15 protein-coding genes and 11 pseudogenes are annotated in these 22,854 nt (G+C 38.1%); 11 read left to right on the forward strand and 15 right to left on the reverse strand.

Annotated elements, in window-relative coordinates; all coding sequences use genetic code 11:
• Positions 1 to 111: 111 nt before the first annotated feature.
• Together E3U36_RS12820 and E3U36_RS12355 are read left to right on the forward strand one after the other, a co-directional pair.
• Positions 112 to 690: pseudogene (locus E3U36_RS12820) on the forward strand (asparaginase domain-containing protein); the annotation flags it as partial.
• Positions 688 to 1,059, forward strand: a pseudogene (locus tag E3U36_RS12355) (isochorismatase family protein); the annotation flags it as partial. The pseudogenes E3U36_RS12820 and E3U36_RS12355, both read left to right, overlap by 3 nt.
• A gap of 38 nt (positions 1,060 to 1,097) precedes the next feature.
• On the opposite strand, the gene E3U36_RS10965 reads toward E3U36_RS12355, so the two are convergent.
• Both E3U36_RS10965 and msrB read right to left on the reverse strand, forming a co-directional pair.
• The gene (locus E3U36_RS10965; protein WP_180816543.1) at positions 1,098 to 1,355 is read right to left on the reverse strand and encodes a YeaC family protein; all 258 of its coding nucleotides are present in this window, start codon (positions 1,353 to 1,355) and stop codon (positions 1,098 to 1,100) included.
• A gap of 40 nt (positions 1,356 to 1,395) precedes the next feature.
• Positions 1,396 to 1,809: a peptide-methionine (R)-S-oxide reductase MsrB gene (gene msrB, locus E3U36_RS10970; protein ID WP_180816544.1), complete on the reverse strand. Its 414-nt coding sequence runs from the start codon at positions 1,807 to 1,809 to the stop codon at positions 1,396 to 1,398.
• A 352-nt stretch (positions 1,810 to 2,161) separates the two neighbouring features.
• On the opposite strand from msrB, the gene gapA reads away from it, so the two are divergent.
• Both gapA and E3U36_RS10980 read left to right on the forward strand, forming a co-directional pair.
• Entirely contained in the window at positions 2,162 to 3,157 is a 996-nt protein-coding gene (gene gapA, locus E3U36_RS10975) for a glyceraldehyde-3-phosphate dehydrogenase (RefSeq protein ID WP_180816545.1), read from the forward strand.
• Between the two features lie 123 nt (positions 3,158 to 3,280).
• Positions 3,281 to 4,178: pseudogene (locus tag E3U36_RS10980) on the forward strand (D-hexose-6-phosphate mutarotase).
• Between the two features lie 143 nt (positions 4,179 to 4,321).
• On the opposite strand, the gene fadR reads toward E3U36_RS10980, so the two are convergent.
• Positions 4,322 to 5,044 (reverse strand): fatty acid metabolism transcriptional regulator FadR, encoded by a 723-nt coding sequence (fadR, locus tag E3U36_RS10985; RefSeq protein ID WP_180816546.1) that lies wholly within the window; start codon positions 5,042 to 5,044, stop codon positions 4,322 to 4,324.
• Positions 5,045 to 5,269: 225 nt separating this feature from the next.
• Between fadR and E3U36_RS10990 the strand changes: the two are divergent.
• Both E3U36_RS10990 and dsbB read left to right on the forward strand, forming a co-directional pair.
• Positions 5,270 to 6,719: pseudogene (locus tag E3U36_RS10990) on the forward strand (Na(+)/H(+) antiporter NhaB).
• A 213-nt stretch (positions 6,720 to 6,932) separates the two neighbouring features.
• On the forward strand, positions 6,933 to 7,463 hold the full coding sequence (dsbB, locus tag E3U36_RS10995) for a disulfide bond formation protein DsbB (protein WP_180816547.1): 531 nt from the start codon (positions 6,933 to 6,935) through the stop codon (positions 7,461 to 7,463).
• A 31-nt stretch (positions 7,464 to 7,494) separates the two neighbouring features.
• Here the strand turns inward: dsbB and E3U36_RS13050 are convergent, their stop codons facing one another.
• Complete coding sequence (locus E3U36_RS13050) at positions 7,495 to 7,620, reverse strand: hypothetical protein (protein WP_255479080.1); 126 nt, start codon at positions 7,618 to 7,620, stop codon at positions 7,495 to 7,497.
• Between E3U36_RS13050 and E3U36_RS11000 the strand changes: the two genes are divergently transcribed.
• Positions 7,614 to 8,537, forward strand: a complete 924-nt coding sequence (locus E3U36_RS11000) for an IS5 family transposase (protein WP_180816548.1) — start codon at positions 7,614 to 7,616, stop codon at positions 8,535 to 8,537. The two genes, E3U36_RS13050 and E3U36_RS11000, sit on opposite strands and share 7 nt — an antisense overlap.
• Positions 8,538 to 8,664: 127 nt before the next feature.
• Here the strand turns inward: E3U36_RS11000 and E3U36_RS11005 are convergent, their stop codons facing one another.
• Entirely contained in the window at positions 8,665 to 8,997 is a 333-nt protein-coding gene (locus tag E3U36_RS11005; protein ID WP_180816549.1) for a DMT family transporter, read from the reverse strand.
• A gap of 201 nt (positions 8,998 to 9,198) precedes the next feature.
• On the opposite strand from E3U36_RS11005, the pseudogene ttcA reads away from it, so the two are divergent.
• Positions 9,199 to 10,107 (forward strand): annotated as a pseudogene (ttcA, locus tag E3U36_RS11010) (tRNA 2-thiocytidine(32) synthetase TtcA).
• A gap of 225 nt (positions 10,108 to 10,332) precedes the next feature.
• Here the strand turns inward: ttcA and zntB are convergent.
• A pseudogene (gene zntB, locus E3U36_RS11015) lies at positions 10,333 to 11,328 on the reverse strand (zinc transporter ZntB).
• 948 nt (positions 11,329 to 12,276) lie between these two features.
• A pseudogene (locus E3U36_RS11020) lies at positions 12,277 to 13,899 on the reverse strand (peptide ABC transporter substrate-binding protein).
• A 161-nt stretch (positions 13,900 to 14,060) separates the two neighbouring features.
• Between E3U36_RS11020 and tpx the strand changes: the two are divergent.
• Positions 14,061 to 14,564 (forward strand): thiol peroxidase, encoded by a 504-nt coding sequence (gene tpx, locus E3U36_RS11025; protein ID WP_180816550.1) that lies wholly within the window; start codon positions 14,061 to 14,063, stop codon positions 14,562 to 14,564.
• Between the two features lie 105 nt (positions 14,565 to 14,669).
• Here the strand turns inward: tpx and tyrR are convergent, their stop codons facing one another.
• The 7 genes and pseudogenes from tyrR to E3U36_RS11055 form a co-directional block, all read right to left on the reverse strand.
• On the reverse strand, positions 14,670 to 16,232 hold the full coding sequence (gene tyrR / locus E3U36_RS11030; RefSeq protein WP_180817644.1) for a transcriptional regulator TyrR: 1,563 nt from the start codon (positions 16,230 to 16,232) through the stop codon (positions 14,670 to 14,672).
• 210 nt (positions 16,233 to 16,442) lie between these two features.
• On the reverse strand, positions 16,443 to 17,504 hold the full coding sequence (locus E3U36_RS11035; RefSeq protein WP_180816551.1) for a YcjF family protein: 1,062 nt from the start codon (positions 17,502 to 17,504) through the stop codon (positions 16,443 to 16,445).
• Positions 17,501 to 18,898: pseudogene (locus tag E3U36_RS11040) on the reverse strand (YcjX family GTP-binding protein). The gene E3U36_RS11035 and the pseudogene E3U36_RS11040 overlap by 4 nt, the downstream one beginning before the upstream one ends.
• The gene (locus tag E3U36_RS13565; RefSeq protein ID WP_500784351.1) at positions 18,879 to 19,112 is read right to left on the reverse strand and encodes a phage shock protein PspD; all 234 of its coding nucleotides are present in this window, start codon (positions 19,110 to 19,112) and stop codon (positions 18,879 to 18,881) included. Before E3U36_RS13565 ends, E3U36_RS11040 begins: the two are co-directional and overlap by 20 nt.
• Positions 19,113 to 19,206: 94 nt before the next feature.
• On the reverse strand, positions 19,207 to 19,566 hold the full coding sequence (gene pspC, locus E3U36_RS11045) for an envelope stress response membrane protein PspC (protein ID WP_180816552.1): 360 nt from the start codon (positions 19,564 to 19,566) through the stop codon (positions 19,207 to 19,209).
• The gene (pspB, locus tag E3U36_RS11050; RefSeq protein WP_032114952.1) at positions 19,566 to 19,793 is read right to left on the reverse strand and encodes an envelope stress response membrane protein PspB; all 228 of its coding nucleotides are present in this window, start codon (positions 19,791 to 19,793) and stop codon (positions 19,566 to 19,568) included. Before pspB ends, pspC begins: the two co-directional genes overlap by 1 nt.
• Positions 19,794 to 19,833: 40 nt before the next feature.
• Positions 19,834 to 20,007 (reverse strand): annotated as a pseudogene (locus E3U36_RS11055) (phage shock protein PspA); the annotation flags it as partial.
• A 74-nt stretch (positions 20,008 to 20,081) separates the two neighbouring features.
• On the opposite strand from E3U36_RS11055, the gene E3U36_RS11060 reads away from it, so the two are divergent.
• On the forward strand, positions 20,082 to 21,005 hold the full coding sequence (locus tag E3U36_RS11060; RefSeq protein ID WP_180816553.1) for an IS5 family transposase: 924 nt from the start codon (positions 20,082 to 20,084) through the stop codon (positions 21,003 to 21,005).
• Between the two features lie 60 nt (positions 21,006 to 21,065).
• Here the strand turns inward: E3U36_RS11060 and E3U36_RS11065 are convergent.
• Positions 21,066 to 21,569, reverse strand: a pseudogene (locus E3U36_RS11065) (PspA/IM30 family protein); the annotation flags it as partial.
• A 187-nt stretch (positions 21,570 to 21,756) separates the two neighbouring features.
• Here E3U36_RS11065 and pspF point away from each other — a divergent pair.
• Positions 21,757 to 22,768: pseudogene (gene pspF, locus E3U36_RS11070) on the forward strand (phage shock protein operon transcriptional activator).
• Positions 22,769 to 22,854 lie beyond the last annotated feature (86 nt).

Below are 22,854 nucleotides of genomic sequence, written 5' to 3' on the forward strand. Positions count from 1 at the left end.
CTAACTACTTTATAATTCTTTAAATTTATCAATTTTCACTTATTCATATCGTTAGGTAAAGAGAATGGAAAAAAATCCATCTATGTGGTTTACACAGGCGGCACTATTGGCATGCAATATTCAACCCATGGATACGTGCCAGCCTCCGGCCATCTACAAAAACAACTGAGCAGCATGCCAGAATTTCATCGCGCTGAAATGCCAAATTTCACTATTCGTGAACATAATCCTTTAATTGATTACGCTAATATGACACCACAAGATTGGCAGTGTATTGCGGATGATATTAGTGATAATTATGAAAACTATGATGGTTTTGTTATTCTACATGGTACTGATACGATGGCATTTACCGCCTCTGCACTCTCATTTATGTTTGATAACCTAGATAAACCGATTATCGTGACAGGGTCATAAATACCGCTGGAAGCGTTAAGATCAGATGGCGAAACTAATCTTCTTAATGCCTTGTACTTGGCGGCAAATTACCCTATCAATGAAGTGACGCTGTTTTTTAATAACAAATTATTTAGAGGTAACCGGACCGTCAAATCACATGCTGATGGTTTTGATGCCTTTACTTCTCCTAATTGTCCACCATTGATTGATGCGGGTATTCATATCCGTTGTTTACAAAGCTGTCCATTGCCAAAAAATGACGGCAATTTCAGCAGCCATAAAATCGCCCCAGCACTTAATCAGTCAGCCATTCAAGCAACTTTTCAAAAAGGGATCAATGCCACAATCGATAGTTATAGTGCTTTTTTTGATAATGATCATCAACATGCAACTCAGTTAGATCGTTGGCTAACAGAAAATAAAATCCAACATCTATACATTATGGGGTTAGCAACAGATTACTGTGTAACATTTACCGTCCTTGATGCAGTGCAACTAGGTTATCACGTAACGGTTATTCAAGATGGTTGTAGGGGCGTTAATCTTCATCCAGAAGATAGTCATAACACATTACAAGAAATGGTATTAGCTAGTGCTAAATTAATCACATCTTCTGATTTGCTGACGCAATCTATTATTGTAACTAATGCACTTAGCTAAGGAGCTGCAATCTATTATTAACATTGAATAAATTTTGCTTATTGCTGCTGTTCACTATCAAACAATCGCTTTAGCTCATCTTTTGTTTTCAAAATGATATTCCCATCGGTGCCAACCGTCATATGCTGAGCATCATGGTTATGTCTAGCCTGCCAAAGCATAATAGCTTGCAGACTCTTTTCTTTTTGCTCGGGCGTTAACACAACACCATCAGGCCACTTGCGCAACTCAACGGCAGTCAGCAATCGTTGATAAATATCGACTGTCATTAAATTAACCAGATCATTAAGCTCCATATTTCTTCCCTTCTCTTTTTTATCGTCGTGTAAACCTTACTTAACCCTCAGTTACTTCGCCAGATTGTTGATCAGTAAAACTTAATGCAACAGAATTAATACAATAACGTTGCCCAGTCGGTTGTGGGCCATCGGCAAAAACATGGCCTAAATGTGCGTTACAGTGACGGCAACGCACTTCTATCCGCTGCATACCGTGGGAAAAATCATCAATATAACTGACGGCTTGATCATTAATTGGTTGATAAAAACTTGGCCAGCCACAGCCAGTATCAAATTTTGTTTGTGATAGAAAAAGCGGCGCATGGCAACAGAGACAGTAATAAATACCTTCTCGTTGATTATGTAGTAATTTACCTGAAAAAGGTGGCTCGGTTCCGGCTTCTTGCGTGACATGATGTTGCATTTTATTAAGTTTATTTGACTTAATGCGTTTATGTTCTTTTTCAGTCATAAGAAAGCTTTCCTTATTTTCTAGTAAAAGTAATTATATTCATATGATGAGCAAAAGTTAACACTAAACCATCTCAATTATTTTTAAACCGATAAACCGGGTCTTTCTAGTCTGATTTGTGATATAATTCACATATATTAGCAATATTCACTTTAAATCTCTTTATCCAGAACGATAATAGTGAATCAAAACATTGACCTTAAGCTTGTTGGCAAACATACAAAAGGTGCTTTATATGTCAATTTTTCTGGTAATTGACAGGATTCAGCTTGACGGATGGCAAGGTTTTGGTAACGATAGAAACAATATTGAATTCTTTTAAATTAAATAAAATATAGCTGGTGGAAATACTATGACTATCAAAGTAGGTATTAATGGTTTCGGTCGTATTGGCCGTATTGCTTTTCGTGCTGCCCAAGAGCGTAAAGATATCGAAATAGTAGCAATCAATGATTTATTAGATGCCAATTATATGGCCTATATGCTGAAATATGACTCAACCCACGGCCGCTTTAACGGTACTGTCGAAGTTAAAGATGGTCATCTAGTGGTTAATGGTAAAACTATTCGCTGCACGGCAGAGAAAGATCCTGCTAACTTGAAATGGAATGAAGTTGGTGTCGATGTGGTTGCAGAAGCAACAGGTATTTTCTTAACTGATGAAACAGCACGCAAACATATTGAGGCGGGCGCTAAAAAAGTCGTTTTAACTGGTCCTTCTAAAGATGATACCCCGATGTTTGTAATGGGCGTTAATCATAGCACCTATAGTGGTCAAGATATTGTTTCTAATGCCTCTTGTACCACAAACTGCCTAGCCCCATTAGCGAAAGTTATCAATGATAAATTTGGTATCATTGAAGGTCTGATGACCACCGTTCATGCAACGACTGCCACGCAAAAAACCGTTGACGGACCTTCAGCTAAAGATTGGCGTGGTGGACGTGGTGCTTCACAAAACATCATTCCTTCATCAACCGGCGCCGCTAAAGCTGTTGGTAAGGTTATTTCTGAATTGAACGGCAAATTAACCGGTATGGCTTTCCGTGTTCCAACCCAGAATGTCTCAGTTGTTGACTTAACCGTTCGTTTGAATAAACCTGCCACTTATAAAGAAATTTGCCAGGCGATCCAACAGGCAGCAAATGGTGAATTAAAAGGCATTCTTGGTTACACCGAAGATGATGTCGTTTCCACAGACTTTAATGGCGACAAACTAACATCAATTTTTGATGCTAAAGCGGGTATTGCCTTAAACGACAGTTTTGTAAAATTAGTAGCCTGGTACGATAATGAAACCGGTTATTCAAATAAAGTTTTAGATTTAATTGCTCATATTGCTAAATAAATAGCGTAATTATTCGCTTCAAGCCCCCCCATTAATGGCGGCTTTTTTCATTCTGGCATATAATCCAACGATATTTTTAAACTAGCTAATTTCTAATCATAAAAATATAAAAAGGACGAGATGATGAATGACACGACACTGTTTAGCTTACCTGTAAAAGAAACAATTTCATCCTATATTACACTTCGACAGCTTGATGAAATTCCAGTCATTATTGTTTCTCATCCTAAAGTGAGTGCAGCAGTCAGTCTGCAGGGAGCACAGCTACTTAGCTGGGCAGCCCGAGGGAGAAAAAGCCTGTTTATGGCTGAGTAAAAATAGTCTATTTCGAAAAAATACCGCTATTCGCGGCGGAATTCCTATCTGCTGGCCATGGTGTGGCCTGGTCGCTCAACCCTGTCATGGTTTTGCTCGTTTACAGGAATGGCAATTGACAGCGTATTGTGAGCTTACAGATAGTGTGATCCTTACCCTAACACTTTCTGATAATGAAATAACAAAAAAGATATGGACACATGAATTTACCTTAATAATGCGCTTAAAATTAGCAGCGACCTTTGAAATTGAATTTGAATATTATGGTACTGAGCCTGCCACCGGTGCATTACATACCTATTTACAAGTAAGTGACATAAATAAGATATATATTGAAGGTATAGGCAAACATTATATTGATAAAGTAGCTGATCGTGATGTTTACACAGAAGAGACAAAAACTTATAGAACCACACGAACTGATCGTATTTATACTGAATCCGATGATAGTAATTTGGTGTATGATAAAAATTGGCAACGTATTTTAGAAATACACCATTACCATCATAGCGACATAGTATGTTGGAATCCGGGCGCTGAACTATCCAGTACCATAAAAGATATGACCAGCGATGGTTACAAAAAAATGCTATGTTTAGAAACAGCCCATATTAGCCAACCAATGCAACCAGCAGGTGAAAAACCTGCCCGCATGTCATTAACCTTAGGTGTACGTAGCATCAAGATGCAAGACGTAATGTTATAGCTTTGCGATTTTTATGCAGAAATAATAAGCAAGATTGTTAAAATTTATTAGTATTTTAAACTAATAGCCGCTATCTAAATTAACGCCCTCACTTTTGATGAGGGAATAAAAATAGGCTGATAGCGCATTAACTAGCAACGAGTTTAACGTAATTCAGACAAATTATTTATTATATTGTCTTTATCTTTCATCTCACGCCAAAGATTGCCACTATCTTTGCCATAACTACGAACCCGATCTAACACCAGATCATTGTTTTCTTGTTCACATATTTTGGCTAAATCATGGTAGAAACGGCAAGCAAGCTGACGCGCCTTAGGATCAGAAAAATAATAACGGCCAACACGGGTATATAATCCTTTCAAACCATTTAGGATCAAGCCATAGATAGGATTACCAGAGACAAATGCGAGTCCACGAAAAATATTATAATCAATGGTACTAAATGCTTCTGAAAAATCTTTTATATTCTCTCTTATTGATAATATCTCTAGTGATTTTGATTTACTTTTACGAAAGGCAGTTCGAATAAAAATAGCTGAAATATTGGTTCTAACTGATAACAAATCTTCAATCAGTTTAGGTGCTCCACTGTGATCTAACCGCGCCAGGGTTTCTAAAATATTAAGTCCTGAGGTTTCCCAAAAATTGTTTACTTTAGTTGGTTTTCCATGCTGAATAGTTAGCCAACCGTCTCTGGCAAGCCGCTGTAAAACTTCTCGTAATGTTGTTCTCGTTACCCCAATTAACTCCGATAGCTCACGTTCAGCTGGTAAAATCGAACCCGGCGGAAAATGGTTATTCCAAATACTTTCAACAATATACTCTTCTGCAAAATTAGCCGGACTTTGCGCTCTAATAATCATATTTTTATCTACCTAAAACAAATTTTTGCCATTAATAAAACGAGATAATATCAGAATGAAAAAGTTTGAGGTAGCCGATTTATGAAGAAATACTAATCTGACCATAAAGACTTAATGCAATTTGTCGTTAATTAGGAAATCGTTCTTTTAATTTCTGGTATAAAAAACGTAGTATGCTACGTTAGCCAATTTTACTTATATACTAGTGAAGGAAAGCAAGTAATAATGAATATAAATATCAGACAAATTATGTTAAAAAATTTCCTTGGTAATTCCCCTGAATGGTACAAATTGTACCATTATTTTCTTCTTGATAATCAACCCGCTGTGCTTTTTTTTGGTTAACCCTTTTATTGCCGGTTGGTTATTGATTGCTGAATTTATTTTTACCCTTGCCATGGCGCTAAAATGCTATCCACTACAGCCTGGCGGATTACTTGCTATTGAATCGGTAATAATTGGGATGACTTCACCACAACAAGTAAGTCATGAAATTGCCAATAACATTGAAGTAATACTCTCACTGGCTTTCTGTTTAGCAAGCGCTTTCCTTTCGGCCTTTTTAGACGCACTAACAGTTATTGCCGTTGTGATAAGTGTAGCCGTTGATTGTTATTCTATTTATCAATAGAGCTATGTATCCAGCCAGAAAGAGCTTCTTGCGCCGGAGAATAACGCTGAAATGACCGAAAAGGGCCAGATCCTTGAACAATTTCGGGCTTTTTTACGTAGTCTAATGATGCACGCCAGCATTGGCACTGCATTAGGTGGCGTAATGACAATGGTTGGTTAGCCACAAAATTTAATTATTGCTAAATATGTTGGCTGGAACTTTAGTAATTTTTTCTTACATATGATCCCGGTGACGTTGCCGGTATTTATTTGTGGCTTAATTATTTGCTATTGCGTCGAACGTTTTAAATTATTTGGTTACGGCGCTGAATTACCTGAAAGTGTCCGCCATATTCTGCAAATCCACGATAAAAAAGCCAGCAGAAAACGAGATCGGCGAGAAAAATTGCAACTAATAACGCAAGCATTAGTAGGCGTTTGGTTAATTATTGCTTTAGCTTTCCATCTTGCAGAAGTCGGCTTAATTGGTTTATCTGTAATAATCTTAATAACATCATTTTGCGGCATAACTGATGAGCACACTATTGGCAAAGCATTTGAAGAAGCTTTACCCTTTACCGCCTTATTAACAGTATTTTTCTCAATTGTGGCAGTCATTATCGATCAATACCTTTTTACGCCATTTATTCAATTTGTATTACAGTCTTCAGAATCATCGCAACTTGTTTTATTTTATTTATTCAATGGGTTACTTTCTGCCATTTCAGATAATGTTTTTGTTGGCACTGTCTATATAAATGAAGAGATGAGTGCGTTAAAAGCGGGATTAATATCACGTCAACAATATGAATATCTGGCAGTTGCCATTAATACGGGGACTAATTTACCTTCAGTCGCAACGCCAAACGGTCAAGCCGCTTTTCTGTTTTTATTAACTTCAGCGCTTTCACCACTTATCCGCCTTTCATATGGTCGAATGGTTATCATGGCTTTACCTTATACTATTGTTATGACGCTAGTCGGTTTACTAGCCGTAGAATTATGGTTGATCCCGGTAACAGAGTGGTTCGCTTCATTAGGCTTGATAAATATAGCCAAATAACTTTTTATTAATAATGCTATTATTTATTTGAAAATAATAGCATTCCCCTGTCATTTTAAGCAAAAACTATCGGCTAAATAGAAAATTCATTTTAACAATTTAATTCAGTATCCTATCTTATTAGCTAATTTAAATTAGCTGTTTTTTTGTCGTAAAAAAATAAGATCATATGCTTACCTAACTAACTTATCGAGATAATGGAATAGAATGAACATGTTTAAATTTTTTTACTCATACTCACAAACCAGAAAAGCTTGGTTGCTACTAGCTACTAGCGCCTGTATGTTAGAAATTATTGCACTTTATTTTCAACACGGTATGGGACTTAGACCCTGCGTATTATGCATTTACGAACGGAGAGCGATATTTGCTATCTTAGCGGCAGGTTTAATTGCTGCCATGGCACCAAAAAGTGCTTTTCGCTTAGTAGCACTAATTTTATGGTTATATAGTAGCTGGGAAGGATTGAAATTAACCTTCGAACATACCCGACTACAACTCTATCCCTCTCCTTTTGATTCATGTGATTTTGTCGTTAACTTTCCTGCATTGCTGCCACTTAACCGCTGGTTACCGACTGTTTTTGCAGCCTACGGTGACTGTAGCCAAAAACAATGGTCATTTTTGAATATTGAAATGCCCGTATGGTTATTAATTATTTTTATTGCTTATTTCTTGGTGGCAATAATTGTCTTGTTAAGCCAATTTTTATGGTTTAAAAAAATAGTCATTAAGACAATTTGAACTGGACTAATAGTTATCAGTCCAGCTTTCGCTATGGCAATTTGATGAAAATAGTGCAGGTTTCAGCTGAAAATAGGCTTTGTTGAATAAATCGAACTTTTAGGTGATTGGCGGAGCTGATCGCTAAATTCGTTTCAACATCAGGTCCCCATGGCAAAGCAAAAGTTTAAAATTACCAACTGGCCCGCGTACAACAAGGCACTCAGACAACGCGGTTCCCTGACGGTCTGGCTTGATGAGTCGGCCATCGCTGGATGGACTGACAGTTCTTCGCCTGAAGGTCGTGGCCGGCCGCTTTACTACAGCGATATGGCTGTTACCACTGTCCTGATGATGAAGCGTGTGTTTAACCTGTCGCTCCTGGCATTACAGGGCTTCGTTGATTCGATTTTTAAACTCATGTCTTTGCCGCTGTGCTGTCCGGACTACTCGCTGGTCAGCAGACGAGCAAAGAGCGTCAACATCAGCATAAAAACGCCAACGCGTGGTGAAATCTCGCATCTGGTCATCGACAGTACCGGTCTGAAGGTCTTTGGCGAAGGTGAATGGAAAGTCAGGCAGCATGGGGCTGACAGACGAAGAGTGTGGCGCAAGCTTCATCTGGCAGCAGACAGTGTGACTCATGAGATTATCTGTGCCGACTTATCGCTCAGCGGAACGACAGATGCGCAGGCACTGCCGGGCCTGATTAACCAAACCCACCGGAAAATCAGGGAAGTGTCAGCAGACGGTGCTTATGACGCCTGTTACTGCCACGATGCGTTGCTAAGAAAGAAAATCAGGCCCCTTATCCCGCCGCGAAGCGGAGCGAAATACTGGCCGGACAAGTACCATGAACGTAACCATGCGGTGGCGAATCAGCGTCTGAGCAGGAGTAATGATATGTGGAAAAAGAAAGTGGGTTATCAACGGCGTTCAGTGGCAGAAACAGCGATGTTCCGCATAAAAACTTTGCTGGGTGGCCATCTGAGGCTGCGTGACTATGAGGCTCAGGTAGGTGAAGCAATGGCGATGGTCAAAGCGCTGAACCGTATGACGTTGTTGGGTATGCCACACAGCGTCAGGATCGGATAACAGCTGTAGCAGAGGGAGCCATCCTGGCGGCTAATTCTGATTTATTCAACAAAGCCCTGAAAATAGTCAAATAGCTAAATAAGTATTAGGGTTAAAAGATCATTAACTAATGCTCCTTTAATGATTATTAATGAATACTACTTTTAGAAACCAGATTAATAACTAAAACTCCAGAAATAATCAACAAAATACCTAAAATGGCTGGCCAATCTAATTTTTGCTGATAAAGGAACAACGCTGCCATAGACACCAGAACGATCCCTAAACCAGACCAACTAGCATAGGCAAGGCCTAATGGCATCATTTTGACTACTTGTGATAAACCAAAAAATGAAATGCTATAACCAATAACAACAATAATCGATGGCAACAAACGGGTAAAACCATCGGAAGCCTTTAATGATGTGGTTGCAATCACTTCAGCCACAATCGATATTAATAGATATGCCAATCCGTTCATTTATACTCCTAAATATAAACTAATCATCACAATGGTAAGATAATCGAAGCGTTGATTGCCAGTATGTGGGGTAAAACTAAAATAACCAGCAAAAGTTTTCTTTTGCTTTAAACTAGCCTAAACTAGTCGCATTTTCTTATCGCTGTGGATTTAAAAATCATTCTTTTGATAATAAAATCGATTACCTTTAATACATTAGTAATAAATATGAATCAACAAAAAGAACAATATAACTTTAATAAACTACAAAAAAAGTTACGTCGTAACGTTGGCCAGGCGATCGCTGATTTCAATATGATTGAAGAAAATGATCGCATTATGGTTTGCCTTTCTGGCGGCAAAGATAGTTACACCCTATTATCAATATTACAAAATTTACAAAAAAGTGCACAAGTAAATTTTACGTTATTTGCCGTCAACCTTGACCAAAAAAAACCAGGTTTCCCTGCCGACATTTTGACATCCTATCTCAACAAACTCGGTATTGAATACCAAATAGTTGAAGAAAATACCTACGGTATTGTGAAGGAGAACATTCCGGCAGGAAAAACTACCTGCTCACTATGCTCTCGTCTGCGTCGCGGTATTTTATACCGGACTGCCAGCTAACTAGGAGCCACTAAAATTGCGTTAGGCCACCACCGTGATGATATTTTACAAACTGTATTTCTCAATATGTTTTATGGTGGCAAACTCAAAGGGATGCCACCTAAGCTAATGAGTGACGATGGTAAACATATCGTTATTCGTCCCTTAGCTTATTGCCGGGAAAAAGATATTGCCAACTACGCAAAAATTAAAGCATTTCCAATTATTCCTTGCAATCTTTGTGGTTCCCAACCCAATTTACAACGGCAAGTTATCGGCAATATGCTAAGAGAATGGGATAAACAGTACCCAGGACGAATTGAGACTATGTTTCAAGCGATGCAAAATATTGTTCCTTCGAATTTATGCGATAGCAACCTATTCAATTTCAAACAAATTAATCATACCAACAACATTATTAATGGTGAAGATTTAGCATTTGATCAAGAAACGTTTCCCATCATCAACACCGACCAAGATAATTCTCCCTCAGATCGGGTTAATATAGTTGAAATAAAATAAAAAAAAGCCGATGTATTAAACATCGGCTGATAGTGGTTAATTATTCTGTATAAGAACTCAATATGAGAAAAACTACAATCATGGAGCACAACGTTCATCGCTTAACGTTGCATTCACCTGCAAAATCAATTCTGCCCTAGTTAAGGTTAAAACTTCTTGATATAGCTCAATTTATTTTTTACTAAACTAAATAACTGGAAATTTCATATTGGAAAATGTTTTATTTTATAGCAACTTCCCTCTTTTTAACCACCAGATAACAAAACTAATTAAGCAGCTTAATAATAAACAAAAAACACTAAATGCAAATTTAAATTCACTACCAGGTATACCATTGAGGTTAACCCCAAATAATCCGGTTAAAAAGGTTGATGGAAGAAAGACAATCGCTAACATTGACATAGTATAAATCCGTTTATTTGTTGCCTCTGATATAAACGCATGAATTTCATCGGTAATTACAGCGGTACGAGCAACAAAATCATCTAATTCATCAATACAGCGTCCAAGCCTTTCGGCATTTTCCTGCATGCGGTTGCGATCATCATCGCTCATCCATAAAAATTTTTCTGTCGCTAAACGAGCAAAAACATCCCGTTGAGTAGACATATAGCGGCGCACAATAATAATCTGTCTTCTTAATAACGCTAATTTTCCTCGTTCAGGGATCTCTTCAGTTAAGATCTTTTCTTCCATTTTAATTAAACGATCATGCAAAATATCGGTAAAATCACTCACTTCATCGTTAATCGAATCAGCAACTTCGACTAACCATTCTCCGCTCGTTTTTGCGCCAACATGATGATTAAGATCGTCAATAACAGGCTCAAGATATTTAACTTTGCGATGTCGACTAGAAATAATTATCTAATTATTAATATAAATACGAAAGGCAACTAGCTGTTCAGGCCGGTCACCAATATTTTTATTAATCGTTTGTAAATTAACCAATGTACCATCACCAGTTCTTATTATACGCAACCGATTAATATTTCCTGTTAGTCCATCTTTGATGGTTGAATTGAATAATCCAGAATGCTTTATCCATTGATAACTGGCTTTATTTCTATAATCATAGTGAAGCCAAAATGGCATTTGTGGTGTCGCTTCCGCATTAACATCGATAGCAATAAATCCACCTTCTCCATCTAATTGGTAAGCATGCACAGGTTCAGAGCCCTGAATTATTGAGCCATAAATAGCCACAACAAATATCCCCATATTACGGTCAATTTTTGTTCTTTTCCTTTTAAAAATAGTCGTATTTCTGCTTAATTAAAGCTTTCTTACTCGATTGTTATAGGATTAATTGCGTTTGATATTTTATTTTTCATGTTACTAAGCGGTTTTATATACCATTATTCATTATAAAAAATAATAAAATTAAAAATAAAATAAATTTAAAATAATCAATAATACCTTTTAATTCAATGAATTAAAATTAAAAACAAATTAATAAAAAGTTGATAACAAGTGAAAAATAATTAAAATAATTTATCATACAAAACATAAACTAGGGACAGTTATGAAAAAAACCTTTATTTTTACATTAATAAATAATTTATTTTTTTCAGCAATAGGATTTTCAGCTTCACCTCAATCGCAAACATTCAGTCTAGGCTACTCTAATCTCTATTATCATGGTAATTCGCTTACTGGTCTAAATATTAATTATGACTACAAAATAGACAACCATTGGGGAGTATTAATGTCGATAAGCTGGAATAAAGGCAATCAATAGTAGCGTAGTTACAATTATTCCTATCAACCAGTTAAACATAAAGTGAATATCGATTACCTCAGCTTACAAACCGGCCCCAGTTACCGTTTCAATGATTACTTAACTTTATATGGCACTATCGGATTTGCTCGTTTTACCCTAAAACATCGAGAAAAATTCGATAATATAACGCTGAATTCAATGAAGCATAACACAGGCCTTAGTTGGGGAGTCGGCATAAAAATCAACCCAGTCAACATGCTAAACCTCTATTGAGGCTATGAAGGCGCAAATAAGGATGACTATCTGTCAAATCCCACAGTGAATGGATTTAATATTGGTTTAGGTTATCGATCCTAGTTGTTTAATTTACAATTTTGCACACTAGATGATATTCAGGGCATAATTTCATCACTGCCTTGCATTATGGAGGCTAATTTAGCATTGAATTAATGTTTAATAAAATAAAGGGTATGACTATAACTTACACTTTCTGGATTGTTGACTGGATAGCCCTTTAACCAAGATTTAATTAAATAGCCGCGACTGTAATAGTATATTGGTGCAATAGGCGATTGAGTTAACAACATTTTTTCTGCTCGATTATAAAATCGATTACGATTTTTACTATTTTTTTCCATCATGGCTGATGCAACCATTTCGTCATAGTCATTATTTTTGAATTTGGCCCAATTACCAGCGTTGGAAGATGTCATGACATTTAAAAAACTCGATGGCTCATTATATTCAGCAACTCTAGCAGAACCCAGCACATTAAAATGACCTGCATTACGACTTTCAGTGTAAGTTTTCCATTGCTGATCAGTCAAAGTTATCTCAGCACCTAATTTTCTTTTCCACATAGAGGCGATAGCAGTAGCCACCTTTTTATTATTTTCTGAATTATTGTACACCAGAGAAAGCTTTAACGGATTATGGCTACTAAATCCCGCTAAATGCAATAGAACTCTAGCTTGCTCATCTAACTATTTTTGGCCATAGCCATCATAAACACCTCTTTACGAGGTAAAATCAGCAATGCTATCGGGTATAAAACGATAAGCGGCTTTCTCGCCATCAGCTAATATTTTATTCGTGATAACTTCTCTATTAATTGATACTGATAATGCTCTTCTAACTCGGCTATCATTAGTTGGTGGCTTTTGCGTATTAAAAACATAGTAATAAGTTGCTAATTGCTCGGCCAAATAAAACTCATCAGTTATTTGCTGCAATAATTTGCTATCTAAATGCTCAGGCAAAAATTCTGTTTCGACAACATCACCTGCAAAATAACTTTGCCATGCGCGAGCTGTCTGTTTAATCGGTACAAAAGTTACTTTAGTTAAAATTGTATTTTTATGATCCCAATCATGTCGGTTAGGTTGCAAAACAATTTTTTCGCCAGCAATACGCTCAGATAACATAAAAGCACCATTGCCAACTAAGTTTGTTGGTGCGACCCAATTTTGGCCATATCTGGCGATTATTTTCTGATTAACCGGAAAGAAACTAAAATGGTTAGTTAAATTTAGAAAATAGGGTGCCGGCTGCTCTAAAGTGACCTTTAAAGTATGATTATCAATAGCTTCAACACCTAACTTTTCAATTGGTAGTTCATTATTAATAATTTTTTGCGCATTCTTGATACCTGCCAGGGTGGCAAAGTAAGCAAATGGTGAATTATTTACTGGATCAACCAAGCGACGCCAGCTATAAACAAAATCTTTAGCCGTGACAGGGTCACTATTTGACCACTTGGCATTCGGTCTTAAATAAAAAAACCAAATCCGATTACCGGCGGTTGTCCAACGATTTGCCACACCAGGAATCGGACTACCGGTTTCATTTTGATTAGTTAATCCTTCAAATAAATCACGTATTATATGCAATTCGGCTAAACCAACATTGCTGATAGGATCAAGAGAAGTTGGATCCGCATTAATCTGCCTAACTATCTCTTGTTTTTCAGCTAATAAGTCCCCTCTAACCACCAACGCAGCCACGGCAGGTTTAGTGTTGACGATACAATTTAAAAAGAATATTGCTAATGCTGTTCTATAGCGAAGCATATAGATTTCCATATTATATCCCGATGTTATTATAATTATAGAAAATAATTTGGTTAAAACAATTAGATATAACACAAGTTGTTGTAACGATTTAGATAGTAAACTTAATTATTTTCATTTAGAATTGTTGAACTAAATGTTATTAAGAAGGAAAGGATAAGATGTCAACTAGTACAAATTTCAAAGTGGAAGGTGTTGCTATCAATGGTACTTTCTTGCAACCTGGTGATAAAGCTAAACAATTTACCCTTGTAGCGGGCGATCTTGCAGAAAAATCCTTGTCAGATTATCAAGGCAAACGAAAAATTCTTAATATATTTCCCAGTATTGATACCGGTGTTTGCGCTAGCTCTGTTCGCAAGTTTAACCAAATAGCCAGCCAACTAGAAAACAGTGTTGTATTATGTATTTCTGCCGATCTTCCTTTTGCACAGAGCCGGTTTTGTGGCGCCGAGGCCCTTGAGAATGTAGTTACATTATCGTTTTTTCTTGCACCTACATTCATTAAAGACTACGGCGTAGAAATGACCTCTGGGCCATTAAAAGGACTAGCAGCGCGTGCTGTGGTTATCATCGATGAAAACGATAAAGTCATTTATAGTCAATTAGTTGATGAAATCACCCATGAACCAGACTATGATGCCGCTCTTAATGCCTTAAAATAGTGATATTAATACTTACTAAAAATATCTGTTTTTTAATTAAAATATTTGTCTAGTTTTAATTCGATAGCGATAAAACTTATCGCTATCTTGATCCAAATTACACTATCACTCACCCTCACTCTCTTTTTTATGACTTAATCCATACTCTCGCAACTTATTTGCAATTGCTGTATGCGATACGTTAAGCCGTTTAGCTAATTTACGTGTACTTGGATAATCTTGATAAAGTCGCGCCAATATTGAAGCTTCAAAATGTTTTGTTAATTCATCTAAGGTACCATTTAATTGATCGGCGCTAAACAATGAAATATCTTTTAGATCTGGCAAATGAATATCTTGTGGCGTTAATTCTCGTCCTGCCAATTGAATTAAGGCCTGATAGAGAACATTACGTAGCTGCCGCACGTTACCAGGCCAGTGATAACCGGCAAGGTAATGCCCTAACTTAGACGAAAGTTTCGGTTTTTCAATACCTGGTTCTTGTGAAAATTGCCTAACAAATTCTACCGTAAGCGGTATTATATCAGCTTGTCGTTCACGCAGCGGTGGTAAGTTCACCGTTAATACATGCAGGCGGTAGTATAAATCTTGCCTGAATTGCCCTTTTTCAACTAATTCCAGCAAGTTTTTTTGTGTCGCGCAGATCACTCTGACATCAACTTTAACTTCTTGCTCTTCACCTACCCTACGAAAGGTACCATCATTTAAGAAACGTAACAGTTTGATCTGCATTTGTGGCGACATTTCACCAATTTCATCCAGTAAAACAGTACCTCCATTCGCTTGCTCAAAAAATCCTTTTTTAGCCTCAATGGCATTTGGATACGCCCCTGCAGCATAACCAAACAGCTCGTTTTCAACCACATCCTCTGGCATCGATGCACAATTAAGCCCTAAGAAAGGTTTATCGCCTTTGATGCTCTGCAAGTGACAAGCTTTAGCTAAAATATCTTTACCCGTTCCGGTTTCCCCAACCAATAGAAGTGGTTCATCAAGTAAAGCTATTTTTTTTAGATCCTCAACCAGCTGGCTCATTTTGGGACTGACTGCAATGATGTGAGCAAAACTATCTGCTGCTGCTATTTTATCTGCTTGATACTGCTGCTCTGCAGGTAATACTTTTAGTAGAATAATGGCGCCTGCATTTTCAATCGAACCCGTTGCTTTCTGGTTGTTAATTGGCGTAACCTGCAGCAAATATTTATTACCTTTAATCACCACTTGTTCAGAATAAGATTGTAAATTATTTTGCTCTAGTAATTTTGCCAAACGCGAGTGATTTATTAGCTGATTAAATTTTTTTTCTTTTAACTGATTATTATCAATAGCGAACAATTTTAACATCGCTGAATTGGCTAATTCGATGTGAGCTTTAGCATTAACCGAAAAAATAGGATCAGGAAATGTATTTAATAGAGTTAATAATAATTTTTTTTCATGCTCAGAAGGCATAAAAGAGACCATCTTAACATCTTTAACACCACGAATACGCCGAATTTCAGTCATTAACAGTTGAAACGTCGTAGTGTCAATTTGAGCAAATCTGAGATAAATATTACGATTTGGTGAAATTTCAATCCCTTCAAGGTCAATGTTTTGTAAAACAAGTAAATCAAGTAATTCACGTGTTAGTCCCATTCGATCTTGGCAAATCACTTCTAATCGCATCACTGAGAACCTTATGTCTATATAATTTACTATTTAATTAATTAAGTATGTATTTTTATTTATTAAGCTACCATAGAAAACGTTTTATAACATAAACACTAGCACCAGAAATGATAAACGGATAAGCATTAATCTAATATTGCTGCTTACCATTTAGTCAACAGAGATCTTAATTAAAACATTACCCAATTAAGCTTGATGGTGAATTAGTTAAATCTTTTTATGCTCAACGCTTTTTGGCATAATATTCTTTAACTGGCTGAATAATTGACGACGCAAATCAGCCAATTTAGGTTTATCATCCATCCACGGTAAAGGATGGCATAACTCCATCGTTTTAATACCTAATCTAGCTGTGAGTAAACCGGCGCCGATCCCTTGAGCCGCTCGTGTAGAGAGCCGTGCCATAATATATTGCGATAACCAATCCATGCCAATTTCACGCACCAACTCACTTGCTCCAGCAAAAGCAATATTAAGTAATACCATTTTAAATAATCGGATACGGCTATAATACCCTAGCTCAATGCCATAAATAGCTGCAATCCGATTCATCAATCGAATATTGCGCCAGGCAATAAATGCCATGTCGACAATAGCTAAAGGACTAACGGCAATCATTAACGCCGATTCAGCTGATGAACGATTAATCTCTTTGCTAGCCTGCTCATCCAAAATAGGTTGCACTATTTGGCTATAAAGTGTCACGATTTCTTTATCATTATGACTATCATGGATTGTTGCCTGCCAACGTTTCATCGCCGGATGATCTAAGCCTATCGCCGATTGTTTGCCTAGCTTTTGACAAAATTCACGCCCGCCATGCATACCATGACTTTGCAAAAATTCTCTAGCCTTGATCCGTTCTTGACTACGTTCTTTTAAATAATAAAGCCGCCGCCATTCAGTTATTATGGCGCCAATAGCAGCAATAATAATTAAGCCACCAGCCGCGACAATAGCTAAAGAAACCCAATTTTGCTTTATCCACGCTTGGTAGATCCATTGGCCGGTTTGAGCAAAAATACTCACTACGATTAAACTTAAAGCAATAAACACCAGTTTACGCCAAAAACTATAGCGCGGTTTGAGTGCAGCATTGACCAATGCCTCAATTTCACCTTCTCGTTCGTCATTTTCTGCTTCGTGGCTGCTAGCCGTAAATTGTTCAGGCGCTAATTGATCAAACACTTTGGCTTTTTTTAACTTTGTTTTTTTGTTTGCCGGCAAAGACTCATCAAAATCGATGCGGGATTTTAGCGGTTTACTCATTTCAATTTATCTCCGAGTAAAAATTCTAAAGCACTATCCAATCGAATATGAGCAACAGGTTGATCAGTCGCTGTTTCGCGAGGCCGAAAAGATTCAAAATCAAATCCCTGCTTTAACCAAAAATCATCATTAGGCAAATGCCGTGGTACCTCACCTGGAAAAACAGTCATTAATCGACCATCTGTTAATCTATGTCAATTTAAGGCAGGTACCCGTTCTCCTTGATATTCAATCATGCCATTTTCTGTCGCCTGAATTGCAGCTAGTGCCAGACAATCCATGCTGATCCCTTCAAAAGCGGCATTTTGCCAGGCCGCACGAACTAATTGCTGGAGCAATGAAACTAAATTGGAATTTTGATCATGGGTTATATGATCAACCTTACTTGCCGCGAAAAGTAATTTATCAATATGTGGTGAGAACATGCGGCGCAATAGTGTCCGTTTACCATAATGAAAGCTACGCATAATTTGGGTTAATGCGGCCTGCATATCATTAAATGCTGCAGGAGCGTTATTCAATGCAGCTAAACAGTCAACTAAAACAATTTGCCGATCAAAATGTTGAAAGTAATCTTTATAAAAACGCTTAATAATTTTTTGACAATAATAGTGATAACGCTGTTGCAACATACCAATATTAGACTGTTTGTCCGCTTGCTTTAATTTAAGTTCATCTGTTGTATCAATATTGGGCCAAGGAAAAAACTGCAATACCGGTGCCCCTGCAAGATCACCAGGTAATACAAATCGCCCTGGCTGAATAAAATATTGCCCCTGTTGTTTACAAAAAACCAAGTAATCGGTGTAAGCCTGAGCAATATTAGCTAATAATTTCTCATCAGCAGCTGCAAAGGGGTCGCACTGTTGACAAAGTTGCAACCATTGCTGTGCCCCCTCCTTATCACGGCCTTTTAATAGCTGTTGCATTTGCCGCGACCAACTAAAATAGTCCTGAGTCAACATAGGCAGATCCAGCAACCATTCGCCTGGATAGTCAATAATTTCAATATATAAATTAGAATTCTCTTTGACGTGGCGTAGCAAACTCTGTTGCGATCGATAACGTAGTTGCAAACATATTTCACTGATCACACGGGTAGGAGTCGGCCATTGAGGAGAAAAATGGTACAGTGCTGCTATATTTTCGTCATAAGCAAAACGAGGGATATTAAAATGTTTCTGCTGGATCCGTTTTGCACCTAATAGACGGCCATCTCTTGCGGCGGAAAACAGTGGCAAACGCGCCCCACTGTGCACATGTAGTAATTGATTAACCAGCGAGGTAATAAATGCCGTTTTACCACTACGGCTAAGCCCGGTAACCGCTAAACGGACATGACGATCTACGCTTCGATTGACCAGTTCACTAAGCTCACTTCGCAATCTTTTCATATTTCTCCCATAACAACTTACGCACAAATTTAGCAATGCCTGTACGTTGCAATAGCTGTATAACTATTAACATAAACCATCGCAAAGGTTTGCGGCTAGTATATTTTAACATTAGTCCAATTATTCCTGTTGGCGCGTAATGAATAACCATAATTATTGCTATTATTGCCATTTGTCCGCTTAAAAGCTTAATTTTCAGTCGACTAATCAGCATATTATTCTGTTAATACATAGGATAATTATTTAATTGATAAGAAAAATGATTTTACGGTAGAGCATTATTCACTCTACCCTAATTTGATAGTTAGTTACAATTTATTGATGCGACTATCAATACTGAAACTATCAGAAGTGATATAGCGCTCCATTTGGCGCAGTTTTTTTTCACCCGCTTTCAATTGCTGATCGATTTCATTCATTAACTTAGTCACTTTAACACTAACATCAGTTTCATCCTGATAACCTGCCGGTGCCGGTTCGATAAAAAACCACATTAACAGATAAATAACGATGGTAATGGCAAAAAATCCCAAGAATAATGCCACAACCGCCAGTGCCCGTACTAAATTAACCGGTAAATCAAAGTAATGCGCCAACCCGGCACAAACACCCCCAATCATACGTTGATCAGTACGCCGATAAAGTTTTCGCGCGCCCATTTTTGCCATTATATTTGCCTCCAATTTGGATGCTCTGCATCCAGAATATCTTCCAGCGCTTTAATACGTTGCTGCATGCGTTGTGCTCGCTCGGCTAACTGCGTTAGTCGCTGGATCTCATTCTGCGTTAATTGACTATGGCTATTTCCTTTTTTACCATAGTGGCACCATAACCAAATAGGCAGAATAAAGATAACAAAGATCAATAAAACTAACCCAATAAATATAGAGCCCATCACATTTCCTTATTAATCATTAAATTTGGCTACCAATAGATTACTCTTGCTTGTTCAGTTTAGCTTTCAACGCAGCCAATTGCTCACTGATTTCATCATCAGCTTTTAATTCAGCAAACTGTTGGTCTAAGGATTTTTGTTTACCTAAATGATAACTTTGCGCTTCACTTTCCATATGATCGATCCGCTGCTCAAACTGTTCAAACCGCGCTAGGCTTTGTTGAATAAATCGAACTTTTAGGTGATTGGTGGATCTGATCGCTAAATTCGTTTCAACATCAGGTCCCCATGGCAAAGCAAAAGTTTAAAATTACCAACTGGCCCGCGTACAACAAGGCACTCAGACAACGCGGTTCCCTGACGGTCTGGCTTGATGAGTCGGCCATCGCTGGATGGACTAACAGTTCTTCGCCTGAAGGTCGTGGCCGGCCGCTTTACTACAGCGATATGGCTGTTACCACTGTCCTGATGATGAAGCGTGTGTTTAACCTGTCGCTCCGGGCATTACAGGGCTTCGTTGATTCGATTTTTAAACTCATGTCTTTGCCGCTGTGCTGTCCGGACTACTCGCTGGTCAGCAGACGAGCAAAGAGCGTCAACATCAGCATAAAAACGCCAACGCGTGGTGAAATCTCGCATCTGGTCATCGACAGTACCGGTCTGAAGGTCTTTGGCGAAGGTGAATGGAAAGTCAGGCAGCATGGGGCTGACAGACGAAGAGTGTGGCGCAAGCTTCATCTGGCAGCAGACAGTGTGACTCATGAGATTATCTGTGCCGACTTATCGCTCAGCGGAACGACAGATGCGCAGGCACTGCCGGGCCTGATTAACCAAACCCACCGGAAAATCAGGGAAGTGTCAGCAGACGGTGCTTATGACGCCTGTTACTGCCACGATGCGTTGCTAAGAAAGAAAATCAGGCCCCTTATCCCGCCGCGAAGCGGAGCGAAATACTGGCCGGACAAGTACCATGAACGTAACCATGCGGTGGCGAATCAGCGTCTGAGCAGGAGTAATGATATGTGGAAAAAGAAAGTGGGTTATCACCGGCGTTCAGTGGCAGAAACAGCGATGTTCCGCATAAAAACTTTGCTGGGTGGCCATCTGAGGCTGCGTGACTATGAGGCTCAGGTAGGTGAAGCAATGGCGATGGTCAAAGCGCTGAACCGTATGACGTTGTTGGGTATGCCACACAGCGTCAGGATCGGATAACAGGTGTAGGTGTAGCAGAGGGAGCCATCCTGTCGGCTAATTCTGATTTATTCAACAAAGCCACCGCGCTAATGCTTCGTCCAATTTACCACTATCTAATTGATGACGGACATCACGACTGGATTGCGCGGCTTGATGCCTTAATACCATAGTTTGCTGCTTTGCCCGTGTTTCAGTTAGTTTTTGCTCTAATTCAGCAATCTCGTCTTTCATACGTACTAATGTTTCATTTACCATAATTAACTCACTTGTTAGTGTATAAATAATGGTAGCCACTTTTTGCTTTTCAATTAATGCCGCGCGAGCTAAATCCTCTTTATCTTTAACTAGCGCCAGTTCTGCTTTTTCTTGCCATTGTATAACTTGTTTTTCACCGCTAGCAATACGCCGCTCTAATCCTTTCTGCTCAGCTAAAGTGCGTGCCGAGATTGAACGAGACTCAACTAACATATCTTCCATTTCTTGGATCATTAAACGGATCATTTTTTTTGGATCTTCTGCCTTATCAAGTAAAGAAGCAACATTTGCATTAATGATATCTGCGAAACGTGTGAAAATGCCCATCGATAAATTCCTTAATTAATATTGAATGATTGATTTGTCATTAAATTTTTTAACCTTAATTATTGATAAACAATATTCATGCCAATTTTACAAAAAAACATAACAATATGAAATAATTAAATTTTTATTTTGTTATCTTTTATTCCAATTTTCGTTATAATTTACAGATAATGAAAATGACCAATAAATGGCTAAAATGACCATGCAACTCTCAACAGATAATATTCTTGGTACTGAAGATAATTTCTTAGAAATACTGGAGCAAACTTCTGCACTTGCCAAACTGAGTAAACCGGTTTTAGTTACAGGTGAGCGAGGAACAGGCAAGTAGCTGATTGCTAGCCGTCTTCATTACATTTCACCACGTTGGCAAGAACCATTTGTTTCCATTAATTGCAGTGCACTGAATGAAAATTTATTAGATTCCGAATTATTTGGTCATGAAGCAGGCGCATTTACTGGAGCACAAAAAAGACATTTAGGCCGATTTGAACGTGCAGATCGAGGCACACTTTTCCTTGACTAGTTGGCAACCGCCCCCCATGATTGTACAAGAAAAATTATTACGGGTGATCGAATATGGCCAACTAGAACGTGTTGGTGGTAGTCAAAGCCTTAAAGTCGATGTTAGGCTTATTTGCGCAACCAACGCTAATCTACCCCAATTAGCTAATAAAGGCTTGTTTCGTGCCGATCTACTTGACCGTCTAGCCTTCGATGTCATCCACATTCCGCCCTTACGTGAGCGATTAGCCGATATTATGTTACTGGCTGAACATTTCGCAATTAATATGTGCCGTGAGCTCAATCTCTCTTTTTTCCCTGGATTTACTGTTAAAGCACAAAAAAACCTGTCAGCTTATCCCTGGCCGGGTAATGTACGTGAATTAAAGAATGTTATTGAGCGTTCCGTCTATCGCCATGGCGATAGAGCTGAACCATTAGATTTGATTGTCTTCAATCCCTTTGCTAATGAGTCAATGATGTCGGTGGTAACACAAGAAAACGATGAGCTACCTCAACTTCCCATTGATTTGAAACAATGGCAGCAGGTGGCAGAAAAAAATTTGCTCGAACAGGCATTACAAATAAGCCAGTTTAATCAGCGCTTGGCCGCTTCACACTTAAAATTAACTTATCACCAATTAAGGGGACTACTGAAAAAACATAATTTGCCAGAGAATCAAAATAACAAATAAGAATTAGTAATCGAGAAAGTGGCCATCCGATGCTGGCAAGAAAATTAAACCACTGGCAACAATCTAAGCAATATCGTGTCAGCAAT

This window comes from Arsenophonus endosymbiont of Aphis craccivora (assembly GCF_013460135.1).
Classification (GTDB): Bacteria; Pseudomonadota; Gammaproteobacteria; order Enterobacterales; family Enterobacteriaceae; genus Arsenophonus; species Arsenophonus nilaparvatae.